The organism is Microcoleus sp. Pol11C3, from assembly GCF_036701485.1.
Taxonomy (GTDB): Bacteria; Cyanobacteriota; Cyanobacteriia; order Cyanobacteriales; family Microcoleaceae; genus Microcoleus.
This window is the reverse complement of record NZ_JAUBQW010000080.1, coordinates 1-22,531: the sequence shown is the minus strand read 5'-3', so window position 1 is coordinate 22,531 and position 22,531 is coordinate 1. Positions and strand designations below refer to the sequence as shown.

The window sequence follows — 22,531 nt, the reverse complement described above, 5'->3', positions numbered from 1 at the left end:
TAGTTATTGGCAATTCAAGCTCACTCTCGGATCGTCTATAGGGACAAATTCATAAGCAGAGTTATTGCTAGATGGCACTACTGCTACTAATTGAATAATTGGCTCCTTGCGATCGCCATTCTTATCAAAACTTATTTTACCTGTAGCTCCAATAGCATTAAAACTAGGATTAGCCAAAGCCTCCTGGACATTAATGCGGGTTGGTTGTGGCACAGTTTTTAAGGCTTCTATCACCGCACGAGTTGCATCATAAGCTGAGGCAGTATTGGGACTGACTGGAGCTCGCCATAAATTCTCACTATCTTTGGGAAATTGTTGATTTGGACTGTTCAATCTATGCCAAAAAGTAGCTATAACCAGGCGGTATACAGATTCTTTTCCAGCATCCTTCAATGTCTGATAATTGTAGAGGCTATCTCCTCCTACCATACAATAGCCATAGCGATTTGCTTCGATCGCGTTTCTTGCTTGGTCGCGGGTTGAGATATTCGGAAATAAAACAAGCCCTGTAGCTCCTAGTTTTTTTGCCTTATCTACAGCTATGTATGGCTTGAACAAAGGGCTAGATAAATCAAATTCCTCGACTATCTTTCCACCACTAGATGTGAAGTTAGTCTGGAATTGATCCCGGAGAGATTGGCTATAAGGATTTCCAGGATTGTAAAAAACTGCCACTGTCTGCTGACGGACTCTATTAAGCAAGTAACTAGACAAGCTTTGGGCAGCTACCCGATCGCTAGAGACGCTGCGAAATATAAAATCACCCGATTGTGAGATATTTTCAGATGTACTTGTAGGAGAAACTAATACTAATTTTTCCTTTTCATAAACAGGAGCCGTCTTGAGAGTTACTGAACTGGAAAAGTGACCGACGACACCTAATATCTCAGATTTAGCGGTCAAAACATTCGCTATCTCAATACCCTGGTCTTCTTTGTCAGCATCATCTGCGATTACTACTTTCAGCCTCTTACCATTAATTTTTTGTCCCTGATTGACCTCATCTTGACCTTGGGCAACCCCTCGCAGAAGTTCCTGTCCCGATTCGTTTACATCGTTTGTACTGCTATTGAGAGGGGCAGCAACCGCGATCGTGTAAGCAGCCAATTTTTGAGCTGCGATCCGAGCGTTATTGAGATAAATTAAAGTTTCTGGATCTCTGGGTTCTTTTTTCCTTGCCTGCTCAAATAATCTAATTGCTTCACTATACTTACCGTCAGTGAATGCTTTAACCCCATTTTGCTTTTCTGATAGTATCGAGCCGGGAATTAGAATTTTTTCTCCCTCACTTAAATGATTTTCCCCCGGAGCGAGCGTTTGTGGTGATTTGATAGGTGATTGTGGGGTGGGTAATCGTGAAAAGTTAAAAACGATCACAGCAACTAATGTTGCTACGGCTAATCCTAACCACAAGATTTTTTTGGAACTCAAACTGCGTACCTGCGACATCAACTGGGTGAGCGGGGAAAATACAAATTGCCGCGGTGGGGGTGGAGGATTGAGCGGTGTCAAGGCTCGCAAGGCCTGCAATGCCTCAGATGCCGACTGATACCGATCGTTGAAGTGATAGCGCACCATTTTGTCTAAAATGTTTGCTAACTCAGGAGAAACCTGTGCCCAAGGACGCCAGTAGACTTCACCATCTGGATCTTTTTGTATTTGACTTGAAGGATCTAACCCCGTGAGTGCTTGGATGCCAACCATTCCTACAGCATAGATATCGCTGCTAAATTTTGGTTGTCGGTTGGCTTGTTCGGGAGGCATATAACCGGGCGTCCCAATTGAAACTGTTGGGTTCACTAACCCCGCAGATTCTCCCAAGGTACTGATTTCTTTGACTGCTCCAAAGTCAATTAAAACCAGCTTGCCGTCTCGCCGACGGCGAATTATATTAGAAGGTTTAATATCCCGGTGAATCACTTGCTCCTGATGAACAAATTTAAGAATTCCCAGGATGTCCTGCAACAGCCTAATCACCTCATCTTCTTTTAGCCTCTTGCCTGTTGTCAGTTCTTTGCTGAGGGTGTTGCCTTCAATAAACTCTTGAATTATGTAGAATTTCCCTTGTTTTGAACAACTATTAAACAGCTCCGGTATCTGAGAGTGCGTTCCTAATCGTTTCAAAACTTGAGTTTCTGTATTAAATCTGCGTTCTGCTTCTTGCAATATAGCTATATCGCTAGATAAAGGTATAATTTCTTTGACGACCACTTGCGGAGATGGATTATTTTTATCTTTAGCTAGATACGTCTTGCTAAATCCTCCATGCCCCAATTCGTATAGAATTTTGTATTGACCGCCAATCACATCCCCTGGATTTAGAGTCATACGGTTTAGGTAAGGCTTTGATTTGGTAATTTAATTGATGATAATTGTGCCACAAAATATAAATTGTTGCTACTTAGGAGCGCTGTCTAAACCTTTTAAGGCTTGCAATGCTTCCTTTGCGGATTGGTAACGCCGTCGAAAGTCATAGCAAACCATCTTATTTAAAACCTCTGTCAACTTTTCGTTCACTTTTACCAGATCCGCCCAGATGATTTCCCCAGTATCCGCTTGAATTTTAAGTTTCCCAGGATGTACCCCTGTCAGAGCTTGGATGCCAATCATGCCCACGGTATAGATGTCGCTGCACAGTCGGGGCAAACCAGCAGCTTGTTCAGGGGGTACATACCCTTCAGCGTTAGGATATGAAAATGTTCTTGTGTTATGCCCAGCCCTGATTGTCTTAAACTCCTCAAAATCAATCATCACTATCTTTCTGTCTGATTTTCGCCGGATTAAATTCTTAGGATGAATATTACGGTGGATAACTTGACGCTGGTGAACAAAGCTGAGAACTTCCAGGATGTCTTGCAGCAGCTCAATCACTTCTGACTCCTTCCACTGCTCGCCTTCTATCAGTTCTTGACTCAAATCGTGACCAGCGATATATTCCTTGACTAGATAGAAGTCTTCTCCTTCCTCAAAGAATGCCAAGAGTCGGGGAATCTGGTCGTGGTTGCTTAATTGGTACAAAGTCTCTAAACTTGCTTGGAATAACTGTCTGGTATCTTCCTTAGACCGACTCATCAATTTTTTAACCACGCACCGGCTATTGCCGAGATCCCCATCTTCAGCCAGATACGTCTCGCTCAATTCCCCATCAGGCAAACGTTCTAGGATTTTGTAGCGCATTCGCAGGGTTTGTCCGAGGATTAGATTTGACTCACCTGCTACTTCTGAGCGCAGAGTCTGGGATGTTGGTTCCTCTTCGTGAATTTCACTTTCTGCAACCAACTCTTCCCAGTTCTCTACGTCTAAAGCCTGAGAAATTGCCACAAAGGTTTCTTGCTTGATTGGTAGACGTCGCCAAAACCGTTTCAAGGTGGCTGATGAAGTCTCAGCAACTCGGCACAAAGCCTCATCGGTCTTTGTCCATCCTTTTTTCCGTCTGGCTTGATCTACCAATTTTAAGCCAGGTTCTGATGCTCTGAGTGAAATTGCCATATTTAGCGCTCCTTCGGCTCAGTTTGTTTTAAAAAGATTATATTTTACCATTGACATAAGTAAACTAAAACTGATATAGTGGTCGCCATGTTAGCTAAACGAGGGTTAGGATACTAGACAACAATCACTTACTTCCGACTAAACAGACGTGCTGTAGACGTTTGAATCTTGGTTGGGGACGGTGAGTGCGACTAGCCCAAAAATTATCTAATCTCATTATGGCTGATTTTTGGCTCATTTGTCAAGGAATATCACTTCGACAATCCAGTTTGTAATGGCTCAGAGCATCGTCTGAACCCAGGTTGCGTCTACCACAAACGCAAACTTTACCAAATAATCGATATGGCACCAAATTTGCCTCACGACGACTTAAGCCATCAGGACTTAAGCAACCAAGACTTCGGCTTCCGCGATCTAAGAGGCTGGAAATTCAATGGCAGTGACTTGAGCCATGCAAGATTTCAGGGGGCTAACTTGGAGCAGGCTGAATTTTGCGGAGCCCTTTTGAAGCAGAGTAGGTTCTGTGGCGCTCAACTGGAGGGTACTTTACTCATCCGTGCAGATATAACTGGTGCCGACTTGAGTGGAGCTAATCTGCGAGGAGCTAATCTGCGAGGAGCTGATCTGAGTAAGGCTGATTTAACCCATACTGACTTGAGTCAAGCGAATGTACAAGAATCTGTATTCCAAGGTTGCATCGGACTGAGCAAAGATGCGAAGCGCGATCTCAAAAGCCGAGGTGCAATACTTCATTCTTCTAACTCAGACACTCAGTGGTGGGTAGAGACAGTGGTCGTGCCGATCGCGGTTGCTCTCATAGGTAGTGGCAGTATCTTAGGGATGCTCAACCTTAACAAAGTCCCTATACCCTCTGCTCCGCCGAACACATCCCAATACTCAAAATAGTTCTTCTACTGAGTTGGGTCAAGAAAAACCATAAGAATCAGAGCCAACCGATGATTTTCCAGAAAATTAAGTGCGATCGTACCTCATGTTTCTAACTAACAATTGTGGGGCAGGCTATCCAGCAGCCCCACATTCCCCAAAAGATCTATCGCCCTCAATCAATCAATCAATTCCGCTTCTTCAAAAATCTGTCTAGTCGTCAACTCCAAACCAGGCAGCAACTCATCCACAATCGGTGTATTATCCGTATAAACTTGACTAGAACCATCGGGAAAAAAACTTCTAATTAAAATAGCCTCTGGATCAATCACCCAAACTCGCGGAACGCCCGCCGCCAAATAATCTTTCGCCTTCTCTTCAAATTCCTTCATACTTTGATCCGGCGATATAATCTCAATCACCAGTTCAGGAATTGCGGGACAAGCTTCATTTCGCCGCCAACTTTTCGGCAGACGTTCATAAGAAATGTACGTTAAATCGGGAACAGGTGCCCAATCTTTATCCTGACGTTTTAACAAAATTGCCCATTCTGGAAGGACTCGCCCCTTCCCTCTACACCATACACGAATCAGGTCACACAAAGCTCCCTGTAAACTGGAATGAAAAAATTTTGGAGACACTTTAGGAACTGCTTCACCATCTACAAACTCACAATATACGTCTCCGTCGGGCAAAGCTAGAAATTCTGCTAAAGTGAGTTTGGTTCCGATGCCTACCATGACTCCCAGCCCTCTCACTAATTAATTCAAATATCAATTATACAAAATTTCCCAACATTCCTAGAAGTACGATCGCCCCTGGGCCTCTATTCCAAAAACAGAATAACAAAATCCCCGACTTTTTTAAGAAGTCGGGGATTTAACCGCGATCGCATTTTAGGTTAGGCGTTTAGCCTGTTTTTATGCCAAAACTGGCACGGGTTGTGGCCAGCGTTTCATGACTTTACCAATGACTGCCAATTCTTCCATCAACTGGTCAAACTGATCCGGTGTTAAAGATTGCGGCCCGTCAGACAAAGCTTTTTTCGGATTCGGGTGCACTTCAATCATCAGCGAATCAGTACCAGAGGCGATCGAAGCAAAGGCCATTGACGGTACAAACTGCGCCCAACCGGTACCGTGACTGGGGTCAACCATAATCGGTAAGTGAGTCAGAGTCCGCAATACTGGCACCGCCGACAAATCTAGCGTATTGCGTGTATATTGCCTGTCATACCCGCGAATTCCGCGCTCGCACAAAATCACGTTCGGATTGCCCGAAGCCATGATATACTCAGCAGCCATCAACCATTCTTCAATGGTGGCGGAGATGCCACGCTTCAGCAAAATTGGTTTGTCTTGAGCTCCGACTTTCTTCAACAACGAGAAATTCTGCATATTTCTCGCCCCGACTTGGATCACATCGGCTACTTCTACGATCGCACTTAAGTCCGCCGCATCCATAACTTCGGTGATAATTCCCAAACCGCTAGCTTCCCGCGCCGCAGCTAGCAATCCCAAAGCACTCTCACCGTGGCCTTGGAAAGCGTAGGGGGAAGTTCTCGGTTTGTACGCGCCACCACGGAGAAAATGAGCACCAGCAGCTTTGACGCGCATTGCCGTTTCGACAATCATTTCTTCGTTTTCGACCGAGCAAGGGCCTGCTACGATCGCGATCGGGTGATGCAAGCCGATCATTACAGTTCCTAAAGGAGTAGCAACCGCTACTTCGCTGGGTTCTCCTTGGCGGTACTCCAGAGAAGCGCGTTTGTAGGGTTTTTCCACGCGCAGCACTTCCTCAATCCAGGTGCTCATTTCGCGCAGTTGCATCGGTTCGAGCTCGGCGGTTTCGCCTACCAAACCCATAACAACTTTGTAACGGCCGACGATTTTTTCTGGGATCAAACCCCAGGTAGTGCGGAGGTCTTCGTCTAGTCGATCGATCTCGGCTTCTGGAGTGCCGGCTTTCATTACAATAATCATATTTTTTTTGCCTTTTTAGTTGGGCTAGAAACGGATGATGACTCTGATGCACTGAGAAAAATAGATGCAATGGCGATCGAGGATCTATTTATATCAGTATTTTTAGCATTGTTGTGGGGCTGGTTCTTGTTCCCTCCCCACCAACAAATTCTAGATGGTTAACAGCTTAGTTTTTAGCTAATGACTAATGACTAATAACTAATGACTAACTTTTTGGCTTCGCGGCGCGCCACGCTTCTCGCATCCGTCCAAAATTGGTATTAAATTCTTCCCACCCCAGAGTGCTTCCTGAAACTTCTTCATCCCAGGAAGCCGAGAGGACTCCGTAGCTCAATCCCAGAACGCCTAGACCAAAACAGCCCATGCTTACCAGCAATACTGCTGTGTTGGGCAAATCAAACAAGCCCTTGCTGACTACCAAATAGCTGACAAAAAATGTGGAAATTCCCAGGATTGTCGGTATGCCGCAGAATACCGCTATGCGGGATATCATGCGTTGGCTGACTACTTCTGGGATGGATTGCGCCTGTTTTCCGGTTTTGTTAGCTTTCGGCTGCTTGTCGGCAGAATCCGACTCTAAGGCTACGCTTGCTTGGGGTTCTGGGGGCTTTTTAGGCGTTTTTTTACGATTTGTTGCCGGTTCAAAGGGCAAGCGCTTGCGGGGTGGTTCGGAGGACATATTTTATCTCTAACCTGAAATCTCGAACATTTTTCAATAAGTCTTGGTGTTTGTCCAAGATTAAAGAATATTGTCGCAAATTTTGGCTGTGGTGTTTAGCCGCGAATGCCTAGACGGGCAATCAATGCTTTGTAGCGATCGACATTTTCCTTTTGCAGGTATGCTAGCAGGCGCTTGCGGCGGCTGATCATCATCATCAAACCGCGCCGGGAGGCGAAGTCTTTTTGGTTGATTTTCAGGTGGGCGCTGAGTTTTGTGATGCGATCGGTCAGCATGGCGACTTGGACATCTGCTGAACCGGTATCGGTTTCATGGGTTTGGAAGTCGCCCATGATTTCTTGTTTGCGCTGTTGTGTAAGAGCCATGAATTGATTTTAGTTTTTTTTGTACGATTGTCACAATCTCCTATGTTATCACAGGGGAAGCATAACAAAGATAAAATTTTTGCCAAAGATGGGTTTGTTTTTTGAGCAGAATAGACTTGAATTGCAAACATACTTAGGACGGGCGGGACGCCCATCCCACAGGAAAAAAAATTGTGGGATGGGCGTCCCCCCGTCTTGGGTGTTTATTCCCGGCGGCTGGATGTTGTAGGCGATTATCGGCTCAAATAGGCGATCGCCTCACGTATCCAATCATCGGCATTACCTTTGACGGACAAAGTGCTGTCTTGACTGAGGGTTTGCAGCGCTTGCAAGACTTCAGCCCCAGTGTATCCCATGGCGAGCAGGATCATCTCGACTTCTTCTTGAATAGCTGGGGGGACTCCGGCGGCGACTGAAGTTGTCAAACCTGCTTGCTGTCGCCATTCGGAGAGTTTGCTTTTGAGCTCGAGGGCGAGACGTTCTGCTGTTTTTGTACCCACGCCCGGAGTTTTGGCGAGGATGCGGGTGTTACCGCCGACGATCGCCTGGACTAAATCTTGTAATCCTAAAGTATCGAGAAGTGCGATCGCCAGTTGAGCACCGACACCGCTGACACTCGTCAACTGCCGAAACAAATCGCGTTCTGCCGCGCTGCCAAAACCGTACAATACGATTTGGTCTTCCTTAACTTGCTGGTGGGTAAAAATTTGGGCGACTTCGCCGGATGCTGGCAATTGACCGGTCACGCGGGGCAAAATTTGGATTTCATAGCCGATTTGATTGACTTCGAGAGTCAATATGACGCGGTTGCTGCCTTTGGCGATATCGGCGACGGTGCCTTTGAGATAGCTAATCATAAAGTTAATAATACACCGCTATTGGCTTTCATCAAACTCGGCTATGATGCTGCGGATTTCGTTGAGACTGATATCTGTTCGATCTGATTTTGAGTAAATAGTTAACAAAAGTACGATAGACGGCGATTCGACTTGATAAATCATGCGATAGCCTGCACTTTTTCCTTTTTGGATGTTGCTGTTTTTCACCCGGACTTTTAAGATGATATAATCTTCGCCCATTCCGGGAATGCGATCGCCAATAAAATTGCCAGCCTGTATTTGTTCAATTACGGGCTGAGTATCTAGCCGGATTTGTCGATACTTTTTGGATAATTCACGCAAATTTCGCTTATACTCAGGCGTTAAATCTATTTGAACTAGATGATCCGATTCATTCGACATCAATGCCCTCCCACATTTGAGAAAGAGGTATTCGCTGTCGGGTTTTAGCTTCCTGGAATGCCCTTTTGAGACTAGCTTTCACTTCGGCAACTGGAGTATCGTCTGGATCTTCTTCAGCTTCATATATAGGTTCGGAAAGGAGAATAATTCGTAGGAGAGCGGAAATACCGGGCGTTAAAGGTCGATCGAGCAATAATTGACCTTTTTCGGCATCGATTCTCTCCCACAGTTCCGAGATTAATCTCGTTTGTCCGGCTTTGCCTTGTAGCAATCCTTTTCTGAGACTAGCTTTTACTTCTTCAACTGGAGTATCGTCGGGATCGTCTTCAGCTTCATCTGTAGGTTCGGGAAGAAGGACGATAATTCGCACGGGGCCCGGAGTGTCTAGTGTTAAAGGTCGATCGAGAATTAATTGACCTTTTTCGTCGATCGTTCCTGTGACTTCTAAGGCTTTCATTTATTTTTCCTTAATTTTTGTGAGTTAATACTATTATATAATGCCGCCCGATCGATTTTGTTTTTGTCATATCGTTTTCGGTTGCATCGGAATAATAAAATCGAGTCAACAGTTAACACTCAACCATTCAGTTTTTCGACCCGCCCGTCAACATTCAACAATTCCGGAGGAGTGCAACCGGAATTGATATCAATTCAAAATAAGATGCTGCTTAACCAAAGACAAATCCGTCTTACCAAAATTCACAACCAAAGCCACATTGAAATTTTCCAAGGATTTTACAAACCACATAATTTCATTAGAAGCTTTACCTTCATAGTGATTAAACAAAATAGAAAATCGCTTTTCCAAATCAGGTTTCACTTTGCCCGAAAGCAGTACAAGTTTCAGCAGTAAACCCATTGTCCTGCTGGCGCCGAGGTTGTAAACCAAGTCGTAAAAAACGTAGTGGCTGGGATGTTGAGAATTTTCCACTACTAAGAAGTTGAACAACTGGTGGCAAGTCCGAACTAACAATGAATTATTGAATTTCACCGAGTCATGTTCTCGCAATGTATTTGTGATTTGTTTGTACAAACGCTCATTAAATTGACGCCCCCCGTATTCTGGTTCAATCGACGATATTAAATATTCATATAAATCGACTTTAAATGAGCCGTAAGATGGAGTTTGTCTGGAATCTCTCAGGAAAAATTGAGCCGCTTCTTTGTAACTGCGATCGCCTGCTACTTTTCCCGCAAATTCCCTGACCGCCAGGTGCAGTTCTGAATCGTTCAAAAGTGTGGGATTAGCCGCTCGCTGCACAATTCCTATTTCTGTCTGTCTCGGCTCAACCAAATAATTTAAATATTGAGACAAATGTGTTTCAAATTGTCGCTGTCTTTGAAATGCCAGTTTTTGAAGGGTTTGTTGGTCTTCCTCAATACTGCCCTTACTCAGTAGAGAATAGCCGTACAAATAAGGATACCGACAGATCAATTCGCCCAAAGGAGAATCTGTATCTTGTTTCTGCTGTTCCGCCTCTCTATCTAAGGCTTTTACTAAGCGCTCTATGGTCTGGAATTCTTCACTTTTAGTAAAGAAAGCTATTTGTTCTTGCAAGCGCTTGACTATGTAAAACTCCATCCCAAATCGGGGAGAAATTTGCTTAAATAAAGCTACCAACTTGGCGATCGCGAACTGGTTGTGTGATTGCAATTGCCAGCGGTTAATCGGGATGTAGCAGCAGCGGTGTAGGATATATTTAAAGTGCTGATCCAATCGCTTGACGGAGACTATACTGTACAAAGTTGCTTCAATCTCTCGATCGGGATAGCCCATGCCGTCGATAAATAGCTTTCGGAACCGCTCGATCACCTGTGCGGGGGATTCTGTTTCCACGCAGGAGAGGATGTGATCGTACAATCTCTGTTCGTTGCTGCCAGTTGGAACACTATCTGAGGGCGGGGTGAGGATGCGGCTGTCTGCATCTGTGTCTACACTGCTGTCTGCAACTTGCGCGACAACCACTGTCGGTTTTTCCTCAAAAGTTCGATCGGGATTCAAGAACCAATAGTGTTCTTGGCTTAATTGTTTGTTCGCCGCCCAATCCAAAGCTGACTGCAAACTTTCCCCTGTTAATAACAGCGATTCATCTTCGCGGTCTGAAGCCAGCCATGCTGCTAGCGCGGAGTGGTAGGGAGCCACTTTTCCCAGCTCTTTTTCCACCCAGAATTGATTAAAAACTGACTGATAAATTAGGTTGGAAACTATTAATTTACCCTGAGATTTAACAACCAGTCCTGACAGTTGCAATTCGATTTTTTCGGGAGAGTAATCGGCTGGTACTCCCTGCGATTCCCCCGATTTTGTTGCCTTGACTGGTTGCAAAGCTTGGTGGTACAGTGTTAAGAGCCGCGTGAGGTCGCAGTGGCTATGGAAAATGCGATCGCGTATGGCTATCAAATGTTGGGGTTCGTCTTCTTCTTCTTCCCAATCTTTAATAATTCTGTGTTTGACCAGTTTTTCAACCTGATGAGCTTCGGAATTTCTGCCAATAAAAGCCCCGTATTCAAGTACCAAGTGGCAAAGTTTTTGAGTTAAAAACGGTTGTCCGCCCGTCCAAGCTAATATTTCTTGGAGCACTTTTTGGGGGCGAAAAGCTTTGAGAGCTAATCCTTTTGCTAACGGCAAACTTTCGTGCAGTTGGAATCGACTTAAATGAATCTGCCGTCCAATATTAAAAGGGTTGCATCTGGGATCTCGGATCAATTCTGAGGGGGCTGCTACTCCCATAACAGCAAAAGTCAGGCGATCGTATTCCGGTTGCTCTGCCCGCTTGGAGTAACAAGCCCGGATCAAAGCAAAAAAATCTCTGGTACTGAAATTTAGGCTGCTGATGCTGTCAATGTCATCTATGAAAATTATTAGATTTTGCTGAAGTGACTTGAGCAAAACTTTTTCGATAAATATCTCCAATCGCTGCACCGGCGATAGCAGTTCGCGATCGTTCCACCACTTGATGGCATCAAACCTGTTGGTGATGTGTAAACTGCTTGCAATGCGGTACATGATGGCTGCGTACCACTTTTGGGGCGAGATATCTGGGCTGCTGATGCTTCTCAAGTTGATGGCGGCAAAAACTGTACCTTCGGCTTGCAACCTTTTGGCCGTTTGCACTAGCAGGCTGGACTTGCCCATTTGTGGCGAACTCAACACGTAGCAGAAGTCTCCGGCTTTAAGTCCTTCGTAGATCTCGCTGTCTGCCGATCGCCTGACATAGTTGGGCGCACCGGCAGGCAAATATCCTCCGACTTGATATTGGTACGTTGAGTTGACTTCTGCTGTCATCTGGGAATTCATCAAGATTTTACGCCCCTATGCTGTGCGATCGAAAGGTTACAAATTGCAATTATTGCCAACTTACTATGGTGGAAAATTTTTGTTCCTCTTTCTCTATTGTCTACTAGCTCAGCTTTCTCCTTGTCAATCTTTACCGTATCTTTGCAAGCGTTCGCCCCAAATCCTACGATCGGCTGAATTGTACCCCGGCAATTGATTTTTTACACTCGTTCACATAATAATTAGATGAATTTTCACTCGATCGGATTGAGAACGCTCAAACGCCGTTTTATTCACATTTTTTTACAATAATACTTTAAAATTCACCCGGTGGTATGATGTGGGCAGGGAAACTCCTAACCACAGCGCCGTCAACCTTGTGCCTTCAGCTCCGCCTGCCGGATGCCGGAGAAAAACGCCCTCGCAATGGCTGCCAATAAAAAACCCCAGCGTTTGGCTGAGGACTGCTTGAGTGGGAGATATCGTTAATCTGCGTTTTTTTAGTTGACTTAGATTGCATGGAATTCCATGCTGCTGACTTTCCCCGGGCTTTCGCGTTCGGGGATTCCTAAGAACAAACTTTTCAGGATGCATCCACAAAAAGTTTAATTCTTAAAGGCTTTGTCAGTACCAGACTAACCACTTAACTCAACTATAAAAGTTAAGTCGGTGGCTAATTGTAGAAGATGCGCCCTGATGGCTTAACTACCCGATGGATTAGCACCCTGATGGCATAACTCCCTGATGGATCGACGCCCTGATGGCTTTCGCTCCACTACCCAAAAAAATCGGGTTGATGGATGATCGTGGACATTAGTAACACGTCACTTCCGGCCTTTCCGATCACAAGCGGGTGTGCCTGTCTGAATTGATTATGGCAGGCAGATTTATCAGAAGACAAGTGGGCTATTGCATCAACCCATTTCTGACAGATCGGGTTAGCCAAAAAGTGTCAATCTACGGAAATCAGGGTCATCGAACATGAAAAACAGCATCTTAGTATTAGGGGTAATTGCCTCGGCTGGCTTCGGCTTTTTCCAGACAGGCAGCGCCAGCGCTTCAGCGATCGCCCCACAACTTTCATCAGCCAGTAGTTTGACGGCTTGGGAGAGTCGTCCCGACTTTAACTACACTGGAACGAATGAGGATGGGGACCAAGAAGAGGTAAAAACGGGTAAAGGCAGGAAATAATTGACGCTCTTGTGTGGTTTGCTCTTGCGCGGTTGTGGTTGTGGTTGTGGTGGCATTTGTTGTCGCAACCGCCTCTGATCGAGGCGGTTAAAACTCGATCCCAATATCAGTCTACCTAATCCCGGGGGTAGGGGTCAGTTTCAGAGAACGCTGAATGGGAAAATAAACAGGTAAGGCGAGTCTGTCGGTGGAGTTTCCCCGCCTATCAACTTCCTTACCTTCTGATGTTCGGGATTCGGATCTGGCACAATCGTATTTGATATCGTAAAAACCAAATGGAAAATACTCTCGAAACTACCCGCAGACAGCGCGTATTGACAAGAACCCAGGAACGGCGTCAGGCGACACCTAAAGAAAAACAGTTGATTCACCTGTTAGCCAATATGGCTTGCAGTTTGATTAAATACGACTACAAACACGCAGCGGGCAAGGGAACCCTCCCGCATTCGGAACGCAAGCGTTTAGCGGAATGGCACTACCTGCGAGTTCAGCAAATTCGCCGGATCGAACGCTCATTGGAGCCCGTAGCGACCCTTAAGCGCGTGTACTACAAGAGCATCCTCAGTCCGAGAGATCTGAAGTCTTTGAAACTTCTGTGGCTGGAGGAGGACAAAAACCGTGTCAAACGGGTTGATCCTGAGTTGGACGACATTCTTAGCGAAGCTTTGGATCGGGGAGATACTTTAAAACAGCTATTTCACTCGATCGAAGTCAAAGAACGCACCTTTTCTGCAACTCCTCGCCCCGGCGCCGTGCCGCTTTGGGTTAAAGAGTGGGAAGAGTCGGAATATGACATAAACTTTTTTCCGCCTTCCTTCTCTGCATGGGTTTCGATCGTGGACGACTAGGTTCAAGAAAAACTCTTTGACATGGCATCGCTCGTAAATTTCAGATGGTAGACTTATTTGCTATTGCTGCCATTGGCGAAGAGTGTGGGGGCGATCGGCTAAACCAGGCAGCGTGGCGCGCAGGCATCCGAGTACAGAGAAGTGAATCGGAGTCAGTACCATTGTACAATGGGGGAAAACCAGGGCTTCAGCTAATCGCTGATAGCTGATAGCTGATAGCTGATAGTTTCTCATGACTGACTCGATTTCTACTTCTCCTCTAGACTCGGCGGCCGATACAGCCGAATTCCGCTCTCAGTTGAGGTCGGGTTCGGAAAAAACTCAACTGCAACTGCTGCAACAACAAATAGCAGATTCCGGTTGGGATGTATTGATGGAATTTTTATTAGAGCGCAAGTCAGATGCACCGACTGCGGTAATGGGTAAGGCTTACCAAATTCTTTACAGTGCTAATTCTCCGAGAGCGGCGGAGTTTTTGCAAGCAAATTTTCCAACTGGGGTTGTGCCGCTGCGATCGGACTCTAACATTGATTACACTCCACTGCAACAATTATTGGCGTTACAGGAATTTCAAGAAGCCGATCGCTTGACTTTAGACAAGCTTTGTGAATTGGCTGGTGATACAGCTTCCGTGAGAAAGTGGCTGTATTTTACGCAAGTTGAGAGTTTGCCGGTGGCGGATTTGCAAACAATTAATACGCTGTGGAAAGTTCATTCTGAAGGCAAATTTGGCTTTTCGGTGCAGCGGGAAATTTGGCTAAGTTCGGGCAAGAATTGGGATAAATTGTGGCCGCTAATTGGCTGGAAAAAGGGGAATAATTGGACGCGCTACCCGCAAGAGTTTATCTGGGATTTGAGTGCGCCGAGAGGGCATTTGCCGCTGTCAAATCAGTTGCGAGGAGTGCAGCCGTTTGCAGCTTTGATGGCTCATCCTGCCTGGTTGAAGTGAATGGTTTTGGGGCTTTTGGGGAATGTGGGGCGGCTGGATGTTCAGCCCCAGATTTGTTGGTGAGGGAGTGTGGGATTGAACCACAGGGATTCAACCGCGTCCCCCCTGTTCAACTGTTGTGCAGGAATTCACAGGCCGGACTCCTGTTCCACACAGGAAGAGAGGGCATAGGAGCGGGCTTTAAGAAAGTTGGGAAATTTTTTATAGCTTCTTCCTTACTTAGCGCTCTTTCATCACTTTAGGCATAGTATAATATTCCTGAAGCCGTCAAATAGTTAAAATGTATGGTAGTACCCCGCCCACCAGTCCCTACAGTCAGTTTTGTAGACGAATACTGTCAGGCCTATCAACATCTATTTCCCAAGGTAAGAAGTTTGGAAAACTTCAAGTATCTAATTATAGGGATGATTTCCGAAATCAAGCGAAAATCGCTAACAGGAATAGCAAAAGTTGTCGGCTTGAAAAATGAACAATCTCTCCATCATTTTTTAACAGTTTCGCCCGGGGATGTTAAGGGTTGTCAACAATTAAGATTGTCGTTAATACTAGAGAGAGTAGATGGTAAAAAAGTCATATTAATAATAGATGAAACCGGAGAAAAAAAAAGGGAGATACTACAGATTATGTGGCGAGACAATATATTGGGAATCTCGGCAAGGTAGAGAATGGAATAGTATCTGTTAATGCCTATGGTGTAGTCGGAAACACGCTATTTCCATTAATGTTTAAAGTTTTCCAACCACAAGCAACTCTCCTGCCAGAAGACACATATAGCGATCGCAAATGATTTGTAAATCATAAATCATGTATAATGAGGATGTTAATCTAAGTACGAATTGAGATGTCTCCCAAAAAATCGGCAGAAGAATTTGTGGAGCATGAAGTCCAAGCTTTATGGGAACTCGAAAATTTTATTGCCAGCAATCCCGATCCAAGAGAACTCACTCATAGCCATTTCTGTCCGTATGCTAATCGAAGGGTTCGCTCGCGAAACAATTCAAGAAGTCTTGGGAGTATCGTCTCCATTTATTAACAAGTGGAAAATTAATTATGCGTTGCATGGAATTGAAGGGCTACGCTTAAATCATCAAGGCTCGCGGGGACAACTTAAGCCAAAAGAACGAGCGGAAGTCATCCAATGGTTAACCAATAAAAACCAGTGGGATTTATCCGAATTATCAAATCATATAGCAGAGCGGTATCAGATTCAATTTCAATCAAAAGCTAGCTACTATCAACTTTTTAAATCAGCGGGAATTAGCTGGAAAAAATCTCAAAAAAAGAATCCAAAGCGTGATGAAGAACTCGTCAAAAAAAAGCACCAAGAAATTTGTGAGATTCTGGAAGAACACCGCTCGGCTATAGAGTCGAGAAAGCTTGTGGTGTATTTGATTGATGAGTGTCATCTCAATAGGGGAGATGTCTGTGGCTATCTTTGGGGAAGGCGCAACGAGAGAATAGAAATACCACTGGTGAATCAGAGAGAAAAACCAACTTATTATGGCGCAGTAAATTATTTAACTTTCACAGTTTGTTCTGCGATAATATGCAACGGCAAATTCTGAGAATACAGTGGCTTTCTTAAAAGACTTACAATCTTTAAATTCCGAAGCCAGACATTTGATTATTTGGGATGGAGCCAGCTATCACAAATATAAAGAAATGAAAGCTTACCTAGAAGAAATTAATCAAGGTAAGGAGCGGGATGAATGGCCTTTAACTTGTGTCCTATTTGCTCCTAATGCTCCGGAGCAGAATCCAGTCGAAGATATTTGGCTTCATGCCAAGACTTGGGTGAGAAAATTTGGGAATCGGCTCAGTTCTTTTGCCTTGGTTAAATGGTTTTTCAATTTTACCATACAGTCACAAAGCTTTGACTTTCTCAAGTTACACAAATTTGGTATTTTTGAACCAACACTCAATGGAACTGCTGCTCGATCGAACCCTTAATTAATTTACGAATAATTTGCGATTGCTATATATATTAATAATTCGTAAATACCTAGGTCGAGAGGAATACAAAGAGCGACCCAAATAATTATATCTGAAGAGAGAAGAAGCCCAAATCAAACACTGCTAACTTATATAACTAGGTTGGGTCATAAACTACTTAAAAATTGCTTATCAATTAATTATTAATTAATCAATTTATTGATTAATTAATAATTAATTGATTGATTGAAGTAAAAATAATTTAAGTAGATATTAAGATTAAAAACAGGAAATTTATGGTACTAAGCATTATTGTTCACGGTGGAGCAAAAACCATCACAGAAGACAAGGTGGCAGCCAACAATGCAGGCTGTACCGCAGCCGCAGAAGCTGGTTGGGAAGTGCTCGCAAGGGGGGGTTCCGCAGCAGAAGCTGTTGAGGCAGCTATCCGGGTTCTGGAAGCTGACCAGACATTTAACGCAGGTTTTGGATCGGTTCTCAACAACCAGGGAGAGGTAGAGCTAGACGCAGCGATAATGGAAGGCGGTTCCTTGGGTTGGGGAGCCCTTGCAAATGTTCAAGGCGTGCGCCATCCCATCTCAGTGGCGCGAAAGATTATGGATAAAAAACCCATGTTCTTAGTAGCGGATCATGCAGAACATTTTGCTGCTGAAAGTGGAGCCGAGATGTGTAAAAAAGAAGACTTAATCGTGGATGAGCAACAGGAAGAGTGGGAGGAGGAAAAAGAAGTTATTGACCGCCCCAATACCGTTGGTTGTGTAGCTTTGGATAGTAGTGGCACTTTAGTTGCCGGTACCTCAACTGGGGGCACTATGAATAAGCCCGCCGGTCGCGTCGGCGACAGCGCCATTATCGGCTCAGGCTTGTTTGCTGACAGTCAACAGGGCGGTTGCTCGACCACAGGCGATGGCGAGTCGATTATGCCAGTAGTTCTAGCTAAGACGGCGATCGACATTCTAGCGTCCGGCAAGCACCCAGACGAAGCAGCGCAGATGGCAATTGAGACTCTGGCATCTAAGGTAGCAGGAGAAGCTGGCTGCATCCTCATAGACCCTCAAGGGCGGGTTGGCTGGGCGCATAATTCAACCGACATGGCTTGTGCTTATAGAACCTCAGAAATGGACAAGGTGGCTGTGTTCACTAAGAAAAAACAACTCGTCCATCATTGAAATTATTGAGGTTGCATTCTCTCTAGTTGGAGATAGTTAAAATTCCGCAACTAATATCTTTTTTCCTAGGTATTAAGTAGCTGGACATCAATAAACATTTTTTCAATTTGTAGGGCGGGCGTTGCCCACCCTACTTTTAATTATGTCGAGCTACTTAGTGGCCGGGAAAACAGTTCAATTCAAACTCGACTTGGAGGTTTCTTATGAACTCAACATACGACTTTCCTTACTTTCAGGGTAATTCTCTTTCCGATTTATTTGCTCCCGACATCACAGATGCACGTTATGCGTTCATCCTAAATTACCCTGCAACTGCCAGTTGGGCTGCTTACCCCAACAGGGAAAAATACTTTATTCAAGACGGCAGCAGTGAAGCCACCAAAACTTCTTTCGACAAAATTGGTCAGAAGGAACCTTGGAAAAATCTGGCTGTGTTAGGCGATGCCATCCCAGGGATTGTGATTAATCAGCCGCCGAACTCGCTGATTGACTATTGGCGGGAGCATTTTGGCTTTAGCTACAGCAGTATGGAGATGATAGACTGCTCAACTTATCTTGAAGATCTCAGCGTAAGCGATCGCTTTGACAAACTCCTCACTCTATTTCCCTTCGACAATCTCAAACCCGAAAAACACGCCGTCCATCCCGACATCCACTACCACTTACTCAGCAAAGCAACGCTAGCACAATTAGGCGTGCAATGTCCGAAATACCAAAGTTACAATCTGCACAAAGTCAATCTCGAAAGCATTCAGTTACCACAGCAATTCCCCTACTTAATTAAAACATCCCACGGACTTTCTGGAGAAGGCACTTACATTATCAAAAGCGCCAGCGATCTGAACTACTGCTTGCAGGAAGTGAGGAAATATCTCGATATTAAGTTGCTAGATACGATTATTGTCTCGGAATTCGTCAAGAATGAAGTGCAGAACTATTGCGTGCAGTTCTATGTAAGCAAAACGGGAAATATCACGCTTATCGGCACTACCAGCCAACTTGTCACTCCAGAGGGCAGCTATTTAGGGGGATTGATTCACTACCGCGAAACCGACATGAGTAGGTTTTTTGAGATGATTGCCGCTATTGGTAAATATGCTTGTGAACAAGGTTATTTCGGCGTTATTGGCTTCGACGTACTGGAAGACTCTGAGGGACAGTTGTATGCCATTGATGCCAATTTCCGAGTTAATGGCTCGACTCCGCTTTGCTTACAGCGCCATACCTTACTGGGGCGGGGAAAGGAGGTGGCTCAATATTCCAGTAGCTGGCGAATGGATGGGAGTTTGGAATCGATTCTTGTCACGCTGAAACCAGAACTCGATCGCAAGGACTTGATAATTTTGTCAGCTTTAGAGAAGGTTAAATACGGAAAAATCTACACGGAAATTTATGGGATAGTTGCGGGTGAGGATATGAAGGAAATGCAGCACATTGAGGAGAATTTGCACAGTAAGGGATTGCAGCAATTTGGTTGATATCTGCTCTACCGATTGCAGCGGTTGTGCGGTTCAATTAAATCGGCTTTATAAATATGCCCCAAAGGCAAAATCTCCTCGGTTAGTTTCTCAAAACAATCTCTAACTCGCTACTCTGCTGATAATTCTTTAATTTTGTTAATAGCCTCTTGGTAATCACTTGTATTTCCTTGGTACTTTTACAAGTCAGCGGCTTTTTGATAATCGGCGATCGCCTCTGCTTTTTGTCCTAGGTCAGACTTGGCTAAACCACGATTGTAGTAGGCATTAGCATTATAGTAACTAAGCTCGATTACCTTACTATAATCTGCGATCGCTTCTGCTTTTTCCCCTAGATTATACTTAGTCAAACCACGATTGTAGTAGGCGTTCAGATTATAGTAATTAAGCTCGATCGCCTTAGTATAATCTGCGAGTGCCTCTGCTTTTTTACCTAGAGCAGACTTGGCATTACCGCGATTATTGTAGGCAACAGCTAGTTTGGGATCGATGTCAATCGCCTGATCATAATCTGCGATCGCTTCTTCTGTTTGCCCTAGGGCAGACTTGGCTAACCCCCGATTTAAGTAGGCATCAGCATAGCAGGAATTAAGGTCGATGGCCTGATTATAATCTGCGATCGCTTCTTCTGTTTGCCCTAGGGCAGAGTTAGCTAAACCACGATTGTAGTAGGCATCAGCATAGCAAGAATTAAGGTGAATCGCCTGATTGTAATCTGCGATCGCTTCTTCTTTTTCCCCTAATTTATACTTTGCTAAACCTCGATTTAAGTAGGCAACAGCATCTGTGGGATTAAGCTCGATAGCCTGATTATAATCTACGAGCACTTCTTCTTTTTTCCCTACGTCAGACTTAGAATTACCTCGACGGAAGTAGGCATTAGCACTGTTGAAATTAAGGTCGAACCCCTGAGTGTAATCTACGAGCACTTCTTCTGTTGTCCCTAGGGCAGAGTTAACTAAACTCCGAGTGTAGTAGGCATCAGAATAGTTGGGGTTAAGCTCGATCGCCTTCGTATGATCTGCGATGGCCTCTTCTGTTTTTCCTAGGGCAGAGTTAGCTAAACCCCTAGTGTAGTACGCATCAGCATAATTGGGGTTTAGCTCGATCGTCTGATTATAATCGGAGATCGCCTCTTCTTTTTCTCCAAGATCGTACTTGACATAACCCCGCTCGACGTAGGCAAGAGCATAGTTGGGATCGAGGTTGATCGCCTGATTATAATCGGAGATCGCCTCTGCTTTGTGCCCTAGGGCAGATTTAACAAGACCCCGATTGACGTAGGCAAGAGCTAATTTGGGATCGAGGTCGATCGCCTGATTATAATCGGATATCGCCTCTGCTTTGTGCCCAAGCTCATACTTGGCACTACCCCTATTGACATAGGCAACAGCATCTTTGGGATTGAGGTCGATCGCCTGATTATAATCGGAGATTGCCTCTGCTTTTTGCCCAAGCTCATACTTGGCACTACCCCTATTGACATAGGCAAGAGCTAATTTGGGATCGAGGTCGATCGCCTGATTATAATCGGAGATTGCCTCTGCTTTTTGCCCAAGCTCATACTTAGCACTACCCCTATTGACATAGGCAAGAGCTAATTTGGGATCGAGGTCGATCGCCTGATTAGACCTCTTGCGAAAGTGCGCTCGTTCTAGGTAAAATAAAAGAAATAATTAGCTCCCATAATATGAATTACGAACAAGTACAAAAGTTAAACCCCGCCGACTTTAAACGGTACTGTGGACTACATCAAGAGACATTCAAAGAGATGGTAAAAATAGTCAAAGCAGAAAAAATTTTTCAAAAAAAATCAGGAAGACCCAGTAAATTGTGCGTAGAAGACCAAATCTTAATGACATTATCCTATTTGCGAGAATATCCTACTTTTTTTCTTCATCTGGGAATTAAATGGGGTATTAATGAATCAAATGCTTATCGAATTGTAATTAGAACTGAGAAAGCTTTAATAAATTCAGGTTTATTTAACTTACCTGGCAAAAAAATTCTTTATCAAAGTCAAAATGAGATAGAAACTGTAGCGGTGGATGTGTCAGAGCATGAAATAGAGCGTCCCCAAAAAAAACAAAAGAAATATTATAGTGGCAAGCAAAAATATCATACAATAAAATCGCAAGTTTTAGCCAACACAAAAAGTACCGAAATAATATGCACAGCTTTTAGTAACGGGAAAACGCATGATTTTAGTTTGTTTAAAAAAAGCAAAATCGGCATGAATAAAGAACTTGAACTTTTAGGTGATAAAGGTTATCAAGGAATTACAAAGATTCATATTAATAGTAGAACCCCCATCAAAAAAAACCAGAATAAAGAACTGAGTCAAGCAGAAAAACTTTTAAATCGCCTACTGGCTTTCATAGAGAATTATTATTGAAAATATACATCGAAGTTTAAATATATTTAGAATACTTTCATCAAGATATCGGAATCGAAGAAGGCGCTTCGGATTAAGATTTAATTTGATCGCTGGTATTTATAATTATGAACTTTCTTTAAAGACTAAATTAGAGAGCGCCTGAGACTTTCGCAAGAGGTCTATTATAATCGGAGATTGCCTCTGCTTTGTGGCCAAGCTCATACTTGGCACTACCCCTATTGACATAGGCAACAGCATCTTTGGGATTGAGGTCGATCGCCTGATTATAATCGGAGATCGCCTCTGCTTTTTGCCCAAGCTCATACTTGTCACTACCCCTATTGACATAGGCAAGAGCTAATTTGGGATCGAGGTCGATCGCCTGATTATAATCGGAGATCGCCTCTGCTTTGTGCCCTAGGGCAGATTTAACAAGACCCCGATTGACGTAGGCAAGAGCTAATTTGGGATCGAGGTTGATCGCCTGATTATAATCGGAGATCGCCTCTGCTTTTTGCCCTAGGTCATACTTGGCACTACCCCGATTGAGATAGGCACCAGCTAGTTTAGGAGGCTCTTCAGAACTTATGGTGATAACTTTATCTAATAAAAGATAGACTCGTGCATAAGACTAGAAGCTGAAACTCA

General features: G+C 44.3%; 20 protein-coding genes and 3 pseudogenes. 9 read left to right on the top strand and 14 right to left on the bottom strand.

Translation table 11 applies throughout. The annotated features are described in order from the left end of the window. Positions 1-3 precede the first annotated feature (3 nt). Together QUA40_RS18105 and QUA40_RS18100 are read right to left on the bottom strand one after the other, a co-directional pair. The gene (locus QUA40_RS18105) at positions 4-2,328 is read right to left on the bottom strand and encodes a protein kinase domain-containing protein (protein WP_333128245.1); all 2,325 of its coding nucleotides are present in this window, start codon (positions 2,326-2,328) and stop codon (positions 4-6) included. 69 nt (positions 2,329-2,397) lie between these two features. Beyond that, complete coding sequence (locus QUA40_RS18100) at positions 2,398-3,489, bottom strand: serine/threonine-protein kinase (RefSeq protein ID WP_333128243.1); 1,092 nt, start codon at positions 3,487-3,489, stop codon at positions 2,398-2,400. Positions 3,490-3,831: 342 nt separating this feature from the next. Here QUA40_RS18100 and QUA40_RS18095 point away from each other — a divergent pair, with 342 nt between their 5' ends. Next, the gene (locus QUA40_RS18095; protein ID WP_333128240.1) at positions 3,832-4,395 is read left to right on the top strand and encodes a pentapeptide repeat-containing protein; all 564 of its coding nucleotides are present in this window, start codon (positions 3,832-3,834) and stop codon (positions 4,393-4,395) included. 158 nt (positions 4,396-4,553) lie between these two features. Here the strand turns inward: QUA40_RS18095 and QUA40_RS18090 are convergent, their stop codons facing one another. The 8 genes from QUA40_RS18090 to QUA40_RS18055 form a co-directional block, all read right to left on the bottom strand. After that, a complete protein-coding gene (locus QUA40_RS18090; protein ID WP_333128238.1) occupies positions 4,554-5,114 on the bottom strand; it encodes a Uma2 family endonuclease in 561 nt (186 codons plus the stop codon). A 180-nt stretch (positions 5,115-5,294) separates the two neighbouring features. Then, positions 5,295-6,356, bottom strand: coding sequence for a 3-deoxy-7-phosphoheptulonate synthase (aroF, locus tag QUA40_RS18085; protein ID WP_333128236.1), 1,062 nt, complete (start codon positions 6,354-6,356; stop codon positions 5,295-5,297). 205 nt (positions 6,357-6,561) lie between these two features. Next, a complete protein-coding gene (locus tag QUA40_RS18080) occupies positions 6,562-7,035 on the bottom strand; it encodes a PAM68 family protein (protein ID WP_333128234.1) in 474 nt (157 codons plus the stop codon). Between the two features lie 95 nt (positions 7,036-7,130). Next, positions 7,131-7,400 carry a 30S ribosomal protein S15 gene (gene rpsO / locus QUA40_RS18075; protein WP_333128232.1) on the bottom strand — a complete coding sequence of 90 codons (270 nt, stop codon included), beginning with the start codon at positions 7,398-7,400 and terminating at the stop codon, positions 7,131-7,133. A 233-nt stretch (positions 7,401-7,633) separates the two neighbouring features. Further along, on the bottom strand, positions 7,634-8,257 hold the full coding sequence (ruvA, locus tag QUA40_RS18070) for a Holliday junction branch migration protein RuvA (RefSeq protein ID WP_333128230.1): 624 nt from the start codon (positions 8,255-8,257) through the stop codon (positions 7,634-7,636). Between the two features lie 18 nt (positions 8,258-8,275). Then, positions 8,276-8,641, bottom strand: a complete 366-nt coding sequence (locus QUA40_RS18065) for a type II toxin-antitoxin system RelE/ParE family toxin (protein ID WP_333128228.1) — start codon at positions 8,639-8,641, stop codon at positions 8,276-8,278. Then, the gene (locus tag QUA40_RS18060) at positions 8,631-9,098 is read right to left on the bottom strand and encodes a type II toxin-antitoxin system RelN family antitoxin (RefSeq protein ID WP_333128226.1); all 468 of its coding nucleotides are present in this window, start codon (positions 9,096-9,098) and stop codon (positions 8,631-8,633) included. The genes QUA40_RS18065 and QUA40_RS18060 overlap by 11 nt, the downstream gene beginning before the upstream one ends. A gap of 189 nt (positions 9,099-9,287) precedes the next feature. Further along, positions 9,288-11,927 carry an AAA-like domain-containing protein gene (locus QUA40_RS18055; RefSeq protein WP_333128224.1) on the bottom strand — a complete coding sequence of 880 codons (2,640 nt, stop codon included), beginning with the start codon at positions 11,925-11,927 and terminating at the stop codon, positions 9,288-9,290. Positions 11,928-12,899: 972 nt separating this feature from the next. On the opposite strand from QUA40_RS18055, the gene QUA40_RS18050 reads away from it, so the two are divergent. After that, entirely contained in the window at positions 12,900-13,109 is a 210-nt protein-coding gene (locus QUA40_RS18050; RefSeq protein ID WP_333128222.1) for a hypothetical protein, read from the top strand. Between the two features lie 275 nt (positions 13,110-13,384). Beyond that, positions 13,385-13,957 (top strand): hypothetical protein, encoded by a 573-nt coding sequence (locus tag QUA40_RS18045; protein ID WP_333128221.1) that lies wholly within the window; start codon positions 13,385-13,387, stop codon positions 13,955-13,957. Positions 13,958-14,017: 60 nt separating this feature from the next. Here QUA40_RS18045 and QUA40_RS18040 read toward each other — a convergent pair whose 3' ends face one another. Then, positions 14,018-14,191, bottom strand: coding sequence for a hypothetical protein (locus tag QUA40_RS18040; protein WP_333128219.1), 174 nt, complete (start codon positions 14,189-14,191; stop codon positions 14,018-14,020). Between QUA40_RS18040 and QUA40_RS18035 the strand changes: the two genes are divergently transcribed. From QUA40_RS18035 to QUA40_RS18015, 5 genes and pseudogenes are all read left to right on the top strand, one after another. Beyond that, positions 14,190-14,906 (top strand): GUN4 N-terminal ARM-like repeat domain-containing protein, encoded by a 717-nt coding sequence (locus tag QUA40_RS18035; RefSeq protein ID WP_333128217.1) that lies wholly within the window; start codon positions 14,190-14,192, stop codon positions 14,904-14,906. The two genes, QUA40_RS18040 and QUA40_RS18035, sit on opposite strands and share 2 nt — an antisense overlap. Before the next feature lie 284 nt (positions 14,907-15,190). Further along, a pseudogene (locus QUA40_RS18030) lies at positions 15,191-15,678 on the top strand (transposase); the annotation flags it as partial. A gap of 69 nt (positions 15,679-15,747) precedes the next feature. Then, positions 15,748-16,856, top strand: a pseudogene (locus QUA40_RS18025) (IS630 family transposase). A 278-nt stretch (positions 16,857-17,134) separates the two neighbouring features. Further along, the gene (locus QUA40_RS18020) at positions 17,135-18,028 is read left to right on the top strand and encodes an isoaspartyl peptidase/L-asparaginase family protein (RefSeq protein ID WP_333128215.1); all 894 of its coding nucleotides are present in this window, start codon (positions 17,135-17,137) and stop codon (positions 18,026-18,028) included. A 203-nt stretch (positions 18,029-18,231) separates the two neighbouring features. After that, a complete protein-coding gene (locus QUA40_RS18015; RefSeq protein WP_333128213.1) occupies positions 18,232-19,506 on the top strand; it encodes a carbamoylphosphate synthase large subunit in 1,275 nt (424 codons plus the stop codon). 179 nt (positions 19,507-19,685) lie between these two features. On the opposite strand, the gene QUA40_RS18010 is transcribed toward QUA40_RS18015, so the two are convergent. Continuing rightward, complete coding sequence (locus QUA40_RS18010; protein WP_333128211.1) at positions 19,686-20,435, bottom strand: tetratricopeptide repeat protein; 750 nt, start codon at positions 20,433-20,435, stop codon at positions 19,686-19,688. A 69-nt stretch (positions 20,436-20,504) separates the two neighbouring features. Further along, positions 20,505-21,125, bottom strand: a pseudogene (locus tag QUA40_RS18005) (tetratricopeptide repeat protein); the annotation flags it as partial. Positions 21,126-21,196: 71 nt separating this feature from the next. On the opposite strand from QUA40_RS18005, the gene QUA40_RS18000 reads away from it, so the two are divergent. Then, positions 21,197-22,046 (top strand): IS5 family transposase gene (locus QUA40_RS18000; protein ID WP_333128209.1). Its coding sequence is split into 2 segments (ribosomal slippage): positions 21,197-21,886 and positions 21,888-22,046, totalling 849 coding nucleotides; the frame shifts between segments, so codons are not numbered across the junction. On the opposite strand, the gene QUA40_RS29055 is transcribed toward QUA40_RS18000, so the two are convergent. Next, positions 22,032-22,472 (bottom strand): tetratricopeptide repeat protein, encoded by a 441-nt coding sequence (locus QUA40_RS29055; RefSeq protein ID WP_445301162.1) that lies wholly within the window; start codon positions 22,470-22,472, stop codon positions 22,032-22,034. The genes QUA40_RS18000 and QUA40_RS29055 overlap by 15 nt on opposite strands. Between the last annotated feature and the right edge of the window lie 59 nt (positions 22,473-22,531).

Bases quoted from the DNA above. Each gene is read 5' to 3' on its own strand.
- QUA40_RS18080 (WP_333128234.1), bottom strand. From the start codon at position 7,035: ATGTCCTCCGAACCACCCCGCAAGCGCTTGCCCTTTGAACCGGCAACA.
- QUA40_RS18060 (WP_333128226.1), bottom strand. From the start codon at position 9,098: ATGAAAGCCTTAGAAGTCACAGGAACGATCGACGAAAAAGGTCAATTA.
- aroF (WP_333128236.1), bottom strand. From the start codon at position 6,356: ATGATTATTGTAATGAAAGCCGGCACTCCAGAAGCCGAGATCGATCGA.
- QUA40_RS18040 (WP_333128219.1), bottom strand. From the start codon at position 14,191: ATGAGAAACTATCAGCTATCAGCTATCAGCTATCAGCGATTAGCTGAA.
- QUA40_RS18055 (WP_333128224.1), bottom strand. From the start codon at position 11,927: ATGACAGCAGAAGTCAACTCAACGTACCAATATCAAGTCGGAGGATAT.
- QUA40_RS18090 (WP_333128238.1), bottom strand. From the start codon at position 5,114: ATGGTAGGCATCGGAACCAAACTCACTTTAGCAGAATTTCTAGCTTTG.
- QUA40_RS18035 (WP_333128217.1), top strand. From the start codon at position 14,190: ATGACTGACTCGATTTCTACTTCTCCTCTAGACTCGGCGGCCGATACA.
- QUA40_RS18045 (WP_333128221.1), top strand. From the start codon at position 13,385: ATGGAAAATACTCTCGAAACTACCCGCAGACAGCGCGTATTGACAAGA.
- QUA40_RS18065 (WP_333128228.1), bottom strand. From the start codon at position 8,641: ATGTCGAATGAATCGGATCATCTAGTTCAAATAGATTTAACGCCTGAG.
- QUA40_RS18020 (WP_333128215.1), top strand. From the start codon at position 17,135: ATGGTACTAAGCATTATTGTTCACGGTGGAGCAAAAACCATCACAGAA.
- QUA40_RS18105 (WP_333128245.1), bottom strand. From the start codon at position 2,328: ATGACTCTAAATCCAGGGGATGTGATTGGCGGTCAATACAAAATTCTA.
- QUA40_RS18015 (WP_333128213.1), top strand. From the start codon at position 18,232: ATGAACTCAACATACGACTTTCCTTACTTTCAGGGTAATTCTCTTTCC.
- QUA40_RS18100 (WP_333128243.1), bottom strand. From the start codon at position 3,489: ATGGCAATTTCACTCAGAGCATCAGAACCTGGCTTAAAATTGGTAGAT.
- ruvA (WP_333128230.1), bottom strand. From the start codon at position 8,257: ATGATTAGCTATCTCAAAGGCACCGTCGCCGATATCGCCAAAGGCAGC.
- QUA40_RS18050 (WP_333128222.1), top strand. From the start codon at position 12,900: ATGAAAAACAGCATCTTAGTATTAGGGGTAATTGCCTCGGCTGGCTTC.
- QUA40_RS18095 (WP_333128240.1), top strand. From the start codon at position 3,832: ATGGCACCAAATTTGCCTCACGACGACTTAAGCCATCAGGACTTAAGC.
- rpsO (WP_333128232.1), bottom strand. From the start codon at position 7,400: ATGGCTCTTACACAACAGCGCAAACAAGAAATCATGGGCGACTTCCAA.